The organism is Halorubrum sp. Eb13, from assembly GCF_002252895.1.
GTDB lineage: Archaea > Halobacteriota > Halobacteria > Halobacteriales > Haloferacaceae > Halorubrum.
On the sequence record NZ_NHPE01000043.1, the window covers coordinates 1 to 13,155 of the forward strand.

At 66.2% G+C, this 13,155-nt stretch carries 8 protein-coding genes and 2 pseudogenes; 9 read left to right on the forward strand and 1 reads right to left on the reverse strand.

The window, feature by feature from the left end; translation table 11 throughout:
• From DJ75_RS05240 to DJ75_RS05270, 8 genes and pseudogenes are all read left to right on the forward strand, one after another.
• The coding region (locus DJ75_RS05240; RefSeq protein ID WP_141211980.1) for a PKD domain-containing protein at positions 1 to 1,127 on the forward strand (1,127 nt) is incomplete at its 5' end.
• A gap of 9 nt (positions 1,128 to 1,136) precedes the next feature.
• Complete coding sequence (locus tag DJ75_RS05245; protein WP_094523217.1) at positions 1,137 to 1,967, forward strand: hypothetical protein; 831 nt, start codon at positions 1,137 to 1,139, stop codon at positions 1,965 to 1,967.
• A gap of 242 nt (positions 1,968 to 2,209) precedes the next feature.
• Positions 2,210 to 2,575: pseudogene (locus DJ75_RS18985) on the forward strand (sulfite exporter TauE/SafE family protein); the annotation flags it as partial.
• Positions 2,571 to 3,107: pseudogene (locus tag DJ75_RS05255) on the forward strand (zinc-binding dehydrogenase); the annotation flags it as partial. The pseudogenes DJ75_RS18985 and DJ75_RS05255, both read left to right, overlap by 5 nt.
• Positions 3,108 to 3,182: 75 nt before the next feature.
• Positions 3,183 to 3,350 carry a hypothetical protein gene (locus DJ75_RS18535; protein WP_170938305.1) on the forward strand — a complete coding sequence of 56 codons (168 nt, stop codon included), beginning with the start codon at positions 3,183 to 3,185 and terminating at the stop codon, positions 3,348 to 3,350.
• A 272-nt stretch (positions 3,351 to 3,622) separates the two neighbouring features.
• Complete coding sequence (locus tag DJ75_RS05260; RefSeq protein WP_094523219.1) at positions 3,623 to 6,883, forward strand: right-handed parallel beta-helix repeat-containing protein; 3,261 nt, start codon at positions 3,623 to 3,625, stop codon at positions 6,881 to 6,883.
• A 4-nt stretch (positions 6,884 to 6,887) separates the two neighbouring features.
• Positions 6,888 to 8,327 (forward strand): PKD domain-containing protein, encoded by a 1,440-nt coding sequence (locus tag DJ75_RS05265; protein ID WP_094523221.1) that lies wholly within the window; start codon positions 6,888 to 6,890, stop codon positions 8,325 to 8,327.
• A 158-nt stretch (positions 8,328 to 8,485) separates the two neighbouring features.
• On the forward strand, positions 8,486 to 9,397 hold the full coding sequence (locus DJ75_RS05270) for a CoA ester lyase (RefSeq protein WP_094523223.1): 912 nt from the start codon (positions 8,486 to 8,488) through the stop codon (positions 9,395 to 9,397).
• A gap of 167 nt (positions 9,398 to 9,564) precedes the next feature.
• Here DJ75_RS05270 and DJ75_RS05275 read toward each other — a convergent pair whose 3' ends face one another.
• A complete protein-coding gene (locus DJ75_RS05275; RefSeq protein ID WP_094523225.1) occupies positions 9,565 to 9,933 on the reverse strand; it encodes a VOC family protein in 369 nt (122 codons plus the stop codon).
• A gap of 191 nt (positions 9,934 to 10,124) precedes the next feature.
• On the opposite strand from DJ75_RS05275, the gene DJ75_RS05280 reads away from it, so the two are divergent.
• Positions 10,125 to 13,155: FAD-binding and (Fe-S)-binding domain-containing protein (locus DJ75_RS05280; protein WP_254921884.1), on the forward strand; the 3,031-nt coding region annotated here is incomplete at its 3' end.

Consider the following 13,155-nt stretch of genomic DNA (forward strand, 5'->3'; position numbering starts at 1 on the left):
CCGACACGCAGACGGTCGCGCTCGACGTCGACGGAAGCGAGGTCGACAATGAGTCGGTCACGCTCGACGGCGACGCGAGCCAGCAGGTGAGCTTCGCGGTCGCCACCGCCGGTCTCACGGTGGGCGATCACGACGTGACGGTCTCGACCGACGACGACAGCGCGTCGACGACGTTCGAAGTGACGGCGGACGAGCCGGCGAACCAGGACCCGTCGGCCGCGTTCGACGCCACGCCCGCTGACCCGACGGTCGGCGAAGACGTGACGTTCGACGCGTCCGCCTCGACCGACTCCGACGGCTCGATCGAGAGCTACGAGTGGGACTTCGACGGCGACGGGACGACCGACGCGTCCGGCGAGCAGGTGACGAACGCCTTCGCCGCCGCCGACGACTACGCGGTCACCCTGACCGTCACCGACGACGACGGCGCGACCGCCGAGACCACACAGACGGTCTCCGTCAGCGAAGCGCCCGACCCGGACCCGCCGACCGACGGGCCATCCACCGAGGTCAGTCTCTCGCCCGAGAGCGAACTCGTCGCGGTCGGCGACTCGGCCGAGTACGACGTCGTGGTCGACGACGCTGACGGCGGCGTCGGCGTGTACTCGATGACGGTCACCGCCGACGACCCGAGCGTGGCGTCGATCACGGACGCCAGCGTCTCGAACGTCGACGAGAACCTTACCGACGTCGAGATCGCCGAGGACGGTTCCTCGGCGACGATGGAAGCGGTCCTCGTCGACACCGACGACAACGGGAGCGTGACGCTCGGGACGGTCACCGTCGAGTCCGCCGCCGAGGGGACCACGGACGTCTCGCTCGACGTCTCCGAACTCGGCGACGAGTCCGGGAACGCGTACGAGGTGACGGCCGCGTCCGGCGCCACGCTCGAGGCGTCCACCCTCGTCGTCGGTGACTCCGACGCCCCGGCGCAGGACCCGGACGGCGACGGCGTCTACGAGGACGTGAACGGCGACGGCAGCGTGGACGTCCTCGACGTCCAGACGCTGTTCGCCGACCGCGACGGCTCGGTCGTGCAGAACTCGCCCGACGCGTTCGACTTCAACGGGGACGGCGAGTTCTCGCTGCTCGACATCCAGACGCTGTTCGCCGAGGAGACGGGGTGAATCAGACAGATGTCAGGTATCGACGCTCCGACGGCGCCCGCGACGGCGGTCCTGTTGGGGGTGCTGCTGCTGACCGCGACGGCGGTCCCGGCCGTCGCGGCGACGGACACGCCGGTGCGACTCGCCGGGGCCGACGAGCCGACGGTCGTCGGCGAGACGACGACTGTCGACGTCGTCGTCGGGAACGCCGACGGCGGCGTCGGCGCGTACGACCTGACGGTCGCCGTCGACGACCCGAACGTGGCGGCGGTCGTTGACGCGGAGGTCGCCGGCGACTCCGGAGCCCGTGACGTCGCGGTCGCCCCGGACGGCTCGAACGCGTCCGTCCGCGCGGCGATGTTGGACACGGACGACGCGGGCGCGGTGACGGTCGCGACGGTCACCGTCAGGGGCGAGTCAGTCGGCTCCACCGACGTCGCCGTCTCCGTCGAGACGCTCGGTGACGAGGAGGGCCGGGCGTACGCGGTGACCGCCGAATGGGGCGCCTCCGTCGCGGTCACCGACGACGGTGGCTCGACCGACCGGTCGGACGACGACGCGGCGGACGACCAGACGGACGGCTCCGACGGCGACGGAACCGACGACTCCGACTCGAATTCGGGCTCGGAGTCCGGCACGGAGCGCGGCTCCTCGTCGGACTCCGGAGCGACCGAGACGGAATCGGCGCCCGCCGGCCAGTCGGCGGGAACCGGGGCCGACGCGGGGGACGGTGACTCGGAGCGGGAGGTCCCGGTGGAGGTGAGCGGGTTCGGCTCGCTCCCGTCGCCCGCCGCGGCCGCCTTCGTGCTGTTCGCCGGGGCGGCCCTGATCTGCGGGGCCCTCTACCTGCGGCGGCGCTGACCGTCCGGGCCGTCGGCGGTCGGGCGCGTCGGCCCGCCGCTCGCGGCCCCCTCCCTCGCGCGGGAAGCGGCCGCCCGAGCGGCGTGAACTCAATTTTTCAACCACTTCGCTGATATTTCACCGTCGAGAAACGAATCCGAACACCGTACCCTCCTCCGGTCGAGAATTCGATGATTTCATCCGAACTATTAGTGATAATAACTAATTCATACGCATCTCGGCTACCGGTCGTTCACGATTCAATGAGCCCCTCACTGTCGAGCGACGTGCAGCGTAGCTTCCTCCGCTATCAGCACCTGCTCGTGTTTCTCGCCCCGCTCGCGTTCGTCGCCGGGGTGTACGGCTTCGCACCGACGCCCGCCGACGCCGGGATCGACTACTGGACCGCGTACTGGTGGCTGTTCGTCGCGTTCGTCACCGGGGCGACCATCGTCAACACCGTCGGCATCAGCGGGTCGGCGCTGTTCGTGCCGTTCCTCATCTTCCCGCTCGTCGCGTACCCGCTGGAGGCGACGACGCTGGTGAAGATCGGGTTCATCAGCGAGCCGTTCGGGTTGTCGAGCTCCTCGCTCGCGTTCATCCAGTACGGGCTCGTCGACCGCCGGCTCCACGGTGGCCGTGATCGGCGACGGCGCGGCCGGGCTCTGCGGCGTCCTCGCGGCGCGTCGGCTCGGCGCCGAGCGCATCGTCGCGGTGGGCCACCGCGAGGACCCCTTCGAACTCGCGGCGGAGTTCGGCGCCACCGAGACGGTCTCGGCGCGCGGCGAGGCCGCCGTCGAGCGGATCCGCGAGCTCACCCACGGCGGCCCGACCCACGTGATGGAGTGCGTCGGCGCCGCGAGCGCGATGAACACCGCGATCGACGCGGTCCGGCCCGGCGGCACGATCGGCTACGTCGGCGTCCCCTACGGGGTCGACGACGAGGGGCTCGACGTGTTCGGCCTGTTCGGCGACAACGTCACGCTCGCCGGTGGCGTGGCCCCGGTCCGCGCGTACGCCGAGGAGTTGATGGCCGACGTGCTCCAAGGCACGCTCGACCCCGCGCCGGTGTTCACCGAGACGGTCGGCCTCGACGAGGTCGCCGAGGGGTACCGGATGACGGACGAGCGCGAGGCGATCAAGGTGCTCGTCAAACCCTGAAACGCCGTTTTCACGCCCGTCGACGACCGAATCGGCGTAATGCTTTTTTGTGCCTAGCGCTTGCCAATAGTTGTCATGTGTCATCACAACATCGAGGCGCGCTCGATCGAGGAGATCCGAGAGCGCCACCGGTCCGAGGAGGCGGACGAACGGCTCGACGAGACTCCCGACGCCGACGCCGTGGACGACCCGGCGGACGACGCCGAGCCGCCGGCCGAGCCGCGGACCCCGGCCGACGACTGACGCGGCCGGGGCCGACTTCGCCTCGAACCCCGACGATTTTTCGTGGGAGATCTCGCGTTGAGGGCTGAGTCCGTATCCAGCGGTGCAGCGTCTTAAACGCCGTTTCAGGGGGAGCCTGAAGAGGTTTCAACGCGCGGAAACGACGGTTCTGGCGGCGAAATACTACCCCTCTCCCGCTACTTCATCGAGACATCTCCACCACGGAGTACTGCGATTATGCACATGCTTATCGACGACTCACGCTGGACGACGCAACGAACGGTGGTCAATAGATGACACGCGCGCGGTTCCGCGCAGTCTTCCTCGCCGCGATCATGGTGCTGTCAGTGATCGCGATGGGGGCCGGGTTCGCGGGGAGTGCAGCCGCTGACTCGTCATCGGTCGTAGTTGGTACGAATGGTGACTACCAGTCCATTCAAACCGCCATCAACGATGAAGGAGCTAACACGACTATTACCGTCCAAGACGGATCGTATGATGACTTCGTAGTCGATTCGGATAACGTTACGATAAAATCCGCTGACGGCGTAACACCCACCATTTCGGGCACATCCGATGTCCAGTCCTACCCGACGACGGTAGGTATCGACGCCAATCACGTTACCGTGTCGGGATTGAATATTGACGCAGGCCAGACGGGTGTTTACGTGGTCGCTGGGTCATCTGACGTAGACATCAGCCACAACTCAATCGAAGTTTCTCCCGGCGACGACACGTACGGTATCCTGACAGGTGACGGTCAGACCGACTTGACCATCTCCGAAAATACATTCACAACACCTGACGGTGAGGCGAACAACCACGTCTACGTTAACGGCGAGACGGCTGGCTCGTCCTCGTCGGACGTAAGCGTCACCGGAAATGCGTTTGAGGGATCCGTCGGATACGCTGTCGGTGTTGACGCCACTCCGGCTCGTGTAACGGATAACAACTTCTCAGCAGTGACGATCACGCAAGACAGAGACGTAGCTATCGAGGTCTTCTCCGACCCTGACCCGACTATTTCCGGAAACGAGGGCGCACTCGTGGACATTGTTCCCGCAGAAGGGAACTCTGACACCAATCAGATATACGCGGGCATTCAAGCCGCCGTAGACAACGCCAACCCTGGAGACACTGTTGAAGTCAGGCCTGGTAATTACAATGAGAACGTCACGGTGAACACCGAGGACCTCTGGATTAATGGTCCGAATGCGGATACACCCGGTGATAGCGACAACAGAGGAACTGAAGCGACTGTTGAGGGTCAGATTGGACTCAGCGCTGATAGCGTTACTCTCAGCGGTTTCACTGTCTCACCTAGTGTAGAGTTCACGCCAGACTCACCAACCGCTGCGGCCATCTTCACTAATAGTAACAATACTGCAATACGGAATAATATCGTAACCGGGGTTCGCGGCGACGCAACTCCTACCGGATCTTCGTTCTCAGTTCACGGTGTACAGGTATTCAAGCAAAGTCCGGAGCGGGCTACAAATATCACCATTTCGAATAATCTCATTCAGGATATCGATAACACTGGGGGAGACAGCTGGCAAAATTACGGTGGCGCAGTTGGCGTGAAGGTTCAGAATCAGCTCGATGATGTCCACGTGGAATACAACACGATCCAAGACATCCACTCGGCCGGCTGGACATACGCCGTCGCGTCCACACCTTCGAGCAAATCTTCCGTTCAGCCAGTGAATGTCGTAATTGAGGGCAATACCATGGAGGGAATCGGGAATGGCTCGGAATACGACGTCTTTGCGGACGCCACCGCTGCTCCCTATCCTGGTGTGGGAATCGGACTTGATACGGCCGGCGGTGAGGTGGAGGACGATCCGACCGCCGATGCAAGCGAAGTCACAGCGGTCAATAATGATCTGATAGGCGCTCCCGTCGGGGTGCAGAACAAGGACCTGAGCGCCACACTGAACGCTACCTCAAACTGGTGGGGTAGCGCTAACGGACCCACGGTCGACACCAACGCTTACAATAATGACAGTCAGGGTGCCGTGGCCTCCGGTAACGTGGAGTTCACGCCGTGGCTGAACGCGAGTATCGAAGATGATGCTCAGTCGTTCGCGCCCGTGACTAACGACACCGGCGGGCAGTTCGCCTCGATTCAGGCAGCGATTGACGCTGCTGATGAAAACGACACAATCGAAGTTGAATCCGGAGTCTATAACGAAAGCGTTGACATCGATACACAGAACATCACGCTCAGCGGACCTAATGCGGATACGCCGTACCACGGCGACCGGCAGCCGGAAGCGGTTATTAACGGCCCAGTTGTTGTGAGCGCGAGTGGTGTCGAAGTGGCGGGATTCACGCTCAATTCCACTCAAGAGGCCGAAGGTGTCGTATTAGCAGATTACGGCGGCAGTATGGACACGGCGACGGTCGCGAATAACACGATCCGGGCGCAGGGCGAGAACGCGAACGGAATACTGGTCCAAGGCTCGCCTGGACCGACAGAACGAGTCGTCATCGCCGGGAACGATATCCGAAGCGACGACGCTGCGGCAGTGAACGTGTTCGGAAGCGCTGAGCACAGTTCTGTCGTCATTACTGACAACATCCTTCGCAGCGATCCAGCCGGGCTCCGCGATGTTGAGACGCTCGTATTTACGAATAATGTGGTGGAAGACACCGCAGACGGTAATGTCGACTTGGAGGCTATCGGTAGTGGTGTGATCGCGGATAACGATTTCGAGACGTACGATTCCGGTGCGATCAGTATCAATGTTTACGGATCTAACAGTGAAACGGTCGCCAACGTCTCCATCGTCCGGAACAACTTCAACGACACCGACGGCGTCGGTATCGACGCAGAGGGATCTGCTGAGCGTGTCTTCGCTCCGCTCAACTATTGGGGCGAGGACGGCACTCCGAGCGTTCGCGGTGATGCACTGTACGACCCCGTGCTTACTACCCCGTACGAGCAAGCGGACACGGATGTAGAGTCCATCCGTAACTACGGATCCTACATCGAACTGGACAGCGACGGCGAGGCGGTCGCAGTCGGGTTCTCCGCGGCGCCTGACGGAACCGCCAGCGAGATCTTCAGCGAGCTGGACATCGAAGGCAACGCGTTCACGTACGAGAACGGTGAGGGGTACGAGGAGGTCGATGCCGACGACACGTTCTCCGCCGGCGACGTGGTCGTTATCACGAACAACGGGATCGACGAGGACGTCGTCGTTCCGATAGACACCGCGGTTGAGAGCGAGGCCGCGCAACCGACCTCTGTAGAGGTCGAGAACGGCTGGAATCTCGTCGCGACCGGCGCGGCAAACGATGTTGACGAGATCCCCGTCGCACTCGGCGGCACCGGTTCGATCACCGATTCGGCCGTCCTGCAGGCTCAGCCCGAACAGCCCGGCGCACCCAACGCGCGCTTCGGCGCGTTTGACGGCACTTGGCTCCTCGTCGACGGATCTGGCGAAATCGCTACCGGATACGCCGAGGATCAGTCCCCCTCCGAATACTACGAGGAACTGCTCCTGACCGACGGACCGACTATCGACGTCGAAGACGACGACAACTAGATCCATGAACAGACAACGCATCGCAACGGTGCTGTTCGCGGCCGTCATGGTTACTTCCATGATGGCAGTCCCGGGAGCGGTGGCGGCACAGGAGAGCCCCGACCCGCCGGCGTCGTACCACGGCAGCGTCACGGTCGACGGCGAGCAGGCGCCTGCGGGCCTCGTCGTCGAGGCCGAGGTCAACGGCGACGTCGTGGACTCACTCACCGTCGAGGAGGCGGGGGAATACGGCGGCTCGGGTGTGTTCGAAGACAAACTCCTCGTCGGGAGTAACACCTCGATCGACCCCGATTCGGAAGTCCAGTTCTTCATCGACGGTGACGAAATCGAGCGGACAGAAGCCGAGAGCACAAACCCGTCGCCCGTCGAGTTTGAGTCGGGCGACGTACAGCGAGTCGATCTGACGTTCGAGGACGTCCCCGAGTCCGACGACGGGGATAATGCGGACGACGGTGATTCTCCGCCTACCGGCGGTGGCGACGCTCCTAGTGGGGGAGGTAATGGCGGCGCACCCGGTGGGGGAGGTAGTGGTGACGCACCCGGCGGCTCCGGCGGCGCCGACACGCCCGACGCGCCGGGCGACGCGCCGACCGACGAGCCGTCGGTCGAAGACGTGGTCCGGGTCCCCGAGGGCGCGACAGCGGTCGCGAGCGAGGCCGCGACCGTGCAGGCGAGCGCCGACGGCGCGTCGAGCAGCGTCGCGTTCGCCGGCGAGACGGGCGTCGAAGGCATCGAGTTCGGCGGCGCCGTCGAGGGCGACGTCGGCGTCGTCGAGCTCGACGCGGCGCCCGAGTCGACCGGACGGGCGCCGGGCGCCGGGGTCTCGGTGGTCGAGATCACGGTCCCGGACGACGCGCGGAACACGCCGGCCACGATCCGGACGCGGATCGGCGCCGACCGGCTCGAAGCGGCCGGCGCCGACGCCGAGGACCTCCGCCTCTCGCGCCACTCGGATGGCGAGTGGCAGGCGCTGGAGACGTCCGTCGTCGACCGCGACGGCGGCGACGTCGTGCTGGCGGCCGAGACGCCCGGGTTCTCCGTCTTCGCGGTGTCGGCCGTGAGCGAGCCCGAGGCGGCGATCACGGTCGATTCGGACGGGATCGAAACCGGCGAGAGCGTCACGCTCTCCGGAGTCCGCTCCTCGGACCGGTACGGCGAGATCGTCGCCTACGACTGGGACGTCGACGGCGAGACGGCGGCCGGGAGCGTCACCGAGACGACTTTCTCGGAGCCGGGCGAGTACGAGGTCGAGCTCACCGTCACCAACGACGCCGGCGAGACCGACTCGACGACGGCGACGGTCGCGGTCGAGCCGGCCGGAACCGCGGCGGCCGCTCCGGTCGAGGAGCCCGGTCTCTTCTCGCTGACGACGCTCGGCGCGGTGGTCGGGGCGCTCGTGCTCGCGCTGCTCGTCGTGGCCGCGGTCCGGCGCGCGGACCGCTGAGGCGACGGGGACCCGCGGCCGCGAGGGCGGTCCGATCGCGACCGTCCGAATCAGTATTCGTGACGGTCCGAATCAGTATTCACTCGCTTCCGACTCAGAGAAAATACCCCCGGGTAAGGTACCTTTATCTCCGTGGACGAGCGTGATTGAGCCGCTATATGACCGACGTCACTCTTCGCCGGACGCAGCTTGCAACGCCCGCGAGCGACGAGAAAATGATGCACTCGGCGGCCGACAGCGACGCCGACGAGGTGTTCCTCGACCTCGAAGACTCCGTGGCCCCGAACGCGAAGCCGGACGCGCGCGCGCCGCTCATCGAGGCCGCCCGCGAGGAGGACTGGAGTGACAAGGTCCTCAGCTTCCGGATGAACGGCATCGACACCCAGTGGTGGTACGACGACCTGATCACGGTCGTCGGCGAGGCGGGCGAGCACATCGACGACATCATCGTTCCGAAGGTCAAGTCCGCCAGCGACATTCACACCGTCGAGAACCTCCTCGAACAGGTCGAGGTGAACAACGACCTGGAGGTCGGCGGCATCGGCCTCGAACCGCAGATCGAGGACGGCGAGGGGATGCACAACGTCCACGACATCGCGCACGCCTCCGACCGGCTCTCGTCTATCATCTTCGGGCCGGGCGACTACTCCGCCGCGATGGGGACGCCGGGACTCGACATCGGTCAGTTCCCGGAGTACCCGGGCCACTACTGGCACCACGCGCTCTCCGAGTGTAACGCCGCGGCGAAGTCCGCCGGTCTGCCGTGTCTCGACGGCCCGTACGCCGACATCGAGGACGCCGACGGGTTCCGCGGGTCCGCCGAGAACGCCAACATGATCGGCTGCGACGGCAAGTGGGCGATCCACCCGTCGCAGATCGAGATCGGCAACGAAGTGTTCGCGCCGGACCCGGAGACCGCCGAGCGCGCCAAGCGCATCGTCGACGCCTACGCCGAGGCGATGGAGGAGGGCAAAGGCGCCGTGAGCGTCGACGGCCAGATGGTCGACGAGGCGACCAACAAGATGGCGCAGGACATCGTCGAGACCGCCGAGGCCGCCGGCATCCTCTGAGGTCGCGTCCGAACTTCGAGAACGCTCTTCTTTTGGCGATCCCCGTCCGCTCCGGAGCCACCGTGTTCCGAAACGCGACGCCGGCGGCTCGACCGTTCGATCGGTCCCGTCGTCGAATAGCGTGAAAACGGTCCGCGGTGACGCGCTCCGTCTCGGGACGGCCCGGACTACAGCGGCTCGATCAGCTCGACGGCGTGTCCGTCGGGGTCCTTCACGAACGCGGTGCGCGCGCCGGCTTCCGGCTGGTCGCCGGGCTCCTTCACGACGCCGTGGTGGTCGATCGCCTCGAAGGTCGCGTCGACGTCGTCGACGCCGACGGCGACGTGGTCGTACCGGTCGCCGTCGTCGCTCGGCTCCGCGCCGTCGGTGTCCGACAGCTGGAACTCGACGCCGGCGTCGTCCGAGACGTACACGTTTCGCGTGTCGCCGTCGGCGGTCGTGAACTCCCAGGAGCGCTCGAAGCCGAGCTGCTCGACGTACCAGTCGGCGGTGCGGTCGGCGTCGGCCACGTTGAGACAGGTGTGAAGTATCTCCATGGGTCGCCCTCGCTCGGTGAGGCAATAAATCCCGGCGGGACGCCGCCGGGGCGGGACGCCGCCGCGAAAAATTTATCTCTTAACGTTAATGAAAAAAGCGAAACAGCGCGGCTATCGACCGCCGCAGTCGGCTCGTGATCATATTCATTTTTAACAAAGGTTTTATTCGCCTTTCGACCCCGAGTAGTATCATGGCAACTGAGCCCACGTGGGGAGCTGACACGCCCGACTTGGACACGTCGGCGTCTGCGCTCGGTCACGACCGACCGGACGTCCCCGCCTATCGGGCGCTCGCGGAGGACCTCCGCGAGCGCGTCGCCGGCGAGGTCCAGTTCGACGAGTACGCGCAGGTGCTGTACGCGACCGACGGCAGCATCTATCAGGCGCGCCCGGCCGGCGTCGTCACGCCTCGCTCGGTCGACGACGTGCAGGCGACGATGCGGGTCGCGGCCGACCACGAGGTCCCGGTCATCCCGCGGGGCGCCGGCTCCTCGCTCGGCGGTCAGACCGTCGGGCCGGGCTGCGTCGTGCTCGACTTCTCGAAGTACATGGACGAGATCGTCGAGGTCCGACCGGACGACCGCCGCGCGGTGGTCCAGCCTGGGGTCGTGCAGGACCACCTCGACGACCGGCTGGCCGAGGACGGGCTGAAGTTCGCGCCGGACCCGGCCTCGTCGGCGCGGGCGACCGTCGTCGGCGGCATCGGCAACAACTCCACGGGCGCGCACTCGGTGCGGTACGGGATCACCGACGCGTACACGGAGGAGCTGACGGTCGTGCTCGCGGACGGCTCGCTCATCGAGACCCGCGAGATCGTCCTCGACTCCCCCGAGTACGAGGAGATCGTGGGCAAGGACGACCGGGAGGCCGCGCTGTACGAGACGACCCGCGCACTCGTCGCGGAGAACGAGGCCGAGATCGACGAGAAGTACCCGAGCCTCAAGCGCTCCGTCTCGGGGTACAACCTCCACAAGGTGATCTACGAGAACGACGACGGCGAGGAGGTCATCAACCTCTCGAAGCTGTTCGTCGGCGCCGAGGGGACGCTCGGCACGATCGTCGAGGCCGAGGTGTCGCTCGTCACCCGCCCCGAGGAGACGGCGCTCGCGCTGTACACCTTCGACTCGCTGGTCGACGCGATGAAGGCGGTGCCCGAGGCGCTGGAGTTCCCGGTGAGCGCGGTCGAGCTGATGGACGACGAGGTGTTCTCGCTCGCCGCCGGCTCACAGGAGTTCGCGCAGTACGCCGAGCCGATCCCGGACCGCGCGGCCGCGGCGCTCATGCTGGAGTGGGACTCCGAGCTCGTCGACGACTTCGAGGACGCCATCGCCGACACGAACGCGTACTTCGTCGACGAGGGCGACGCGTTCGACGTACTGGAGGCGTACACGCCCGAAGACCAGGCCGACATCTGGAAGCTCCGAAAGGCGGCCATCCCGCTGTTGATGGGCATGCAGGGCGACCCGAAGCCGTACCCGTTCATCGAGGACGCGACGGTGCCGCCCGAGGAGCTCGCGGAGTACGTCGGCCAGTTCGAGGACGTCCTCACCGATCACGACACCTCGGCGGCGTACTTCGCGCACGCCGGGTCCGGCACTCTCCACATCCGGCCCATCCTCTCGCTGAAGGAGGAGGAGGGCGTCGAGAAGATGCATTCCATCTCCGAGGACGTCACCGACCTCGTCTTGGAGCACCACGGCGCCTTCTCGGGCGAGCACGGCGACGGGCTCGCGCGCACCGAGTTCAACCCGAAGATGTACGGCGAGTCGCTCTGGTCGGCGTTCCAGGAGCTCAAGTCGACGTTCGACCCCGAGTGGCGGATGAACCCCGGGAAGGTCGTCTACGTCGACGGCGACACCGCCGCCGAGCGCGGCTACCCCGACACCGCGGCCGACACGGACATGCGGGAGAACCTCCGGTACGGGCCGGAGTACCAGTCGATCGAGCCGCAGACCGATCTGGACTTCTCCGACGAGGGCGGCTTCTCGCACCTCGTCGAGCTGTGTAACGGCTGCGGTACCTGCCGGGAGACCGACTCCGGCGTGATGTGTCCGACCTACCGCGCCTCCGAGGAGGAGATCCAGTCGACCCGCGGCCGCGCGAACATGCTCCGAGCCGCGATCAGCGGCGAGCTCGACGAGGAGGAGATCCACTCCGACCGGTTCCAAGAGGAGGTGCTCGGGCTCTGCGTCGGCTGTAAGGGGTGTAAGAGCGACTGTCCCACGGGGGTCGACCTCGCGAAGCTCAAGGCCGAGGTGAAACACGAGCACCACGAGGAGGAGGGGGCGGGCCTCCGAGAGCGGATCTTCCGCGACATCGACCGGTTCTCGGCGCTCGGGAGCACGCTCGCGCCGGTCTCGAACGCGGCGTCGAAGATTCCGGGCGCTCGCAAGGTGATGGACGCGGTCGCGGGGATCGCCCCGGACCGGGAGCTGCCGACGTTCCGGTCGACGAGCTTCGAGGCGTGGTTCGACTCCCGCGGCGGGTCGACGGTCGCCCCCGAGGAGGCGGTCGACACGGTCGTCCTCTTCCCCGACACCTACACCAACTACAGCTACCCGGCCGCCGGCAAGGCCGCCGTCGCGGTGCTGGAGGCGGCGGGCGTCCGCGTGGAGGTGCCGGGCGACCTCGCGCCGTCGGGCCGCGCGGCGTTCTCGACGGGCTTCCTCGACGAGGCCCGCGAGCGCGCCGAGACCAACGTCGAGCGGCTCGCGCCCCGCGTCCGCGACGGGCAGTCGGTCGTCTTCGTCGAGCCCTCGGACGCCGTGATGTTCCAGGACGAGTACCTCGACCTCCTCGACGACGATGACGTCGAGACCGTCTCCGCGGCCGCCTACGGCGTCTTGGAGTACCTCGACGCCGCCCGGGTCGACGAGCGGCTGGCGTTCGACGCGCCGAGCGAGACGCTCACCTACCACGGCCACTGCAACCAGAAGGCGACGAACAAGGACCACCACGCGGTCGGCGTGCTCCGCCGGGCCGGCTACGACGTGGACCCGCTCGACTCCTCCTGTTGCGGGATGGCGGGCTCGTTCGGCTACGAGGCCGAACACTACGACATCTCGAAGGCGATCGGCCGGATCCTCTTCGACCAGGTCGACGAGAGCGACGGCGAGACGGTGACCGCGCCGGGCGCCTCCTGTCGGTCCCAGCTCGGCGACCTTCTCGATCGGGTGCGGCGGGTTCTCGGCGTCGGCGTCGCGGTCGCCGAGCTGGGACCGA

Excerpts from the sequence above, each read along its gene's own strand:
- DJ75_RS05260 (WP_094523219.1), top strand. The coding sequence starts at position 3,623 with ATGACACGCGCGCGGTTCCGCGCAGTCTTCCTCGCCGCGATCATGGTG.
- DJ75_RS05275 (WP_094523225.1), bottom strand. The coding sequence starts at position 9,933 with ATGGAGATACTTCACACCTGTCTCAACGTGGCCGACGCCGACCGCACC.
- DJ75_RS05270 (WP_094523223.1), top strand. The coding sequence starts at position 8,486 with ATGACCGACGTCACTCTTCGCCGGACGCAGCTTGCAACGCCCGCGAGC.
- DJ75_RS05265 (WP_094523221.1), top strand. The coding sequence starts at position 6,888 with ATGAACAGACAACGCATCGCAACGGTGCTGTTCGCGGCCGTCATGGTT.
- DJ75_RS18535 (WP_170938305.1), top strand. The coding sequence starts at position 3,183 with ATGTGTCATCACAACATCGAGGCGCGCTCGATCGAGGAGATCCGAGAG.
- DJ75_RS05245 (WP_094523217.1), top strand. The coding sequence starts at position 1,137 with ATGTCAGGTATCGACGCTCCGACGGCGCCCGCGACGGCGGTCCTGTTG.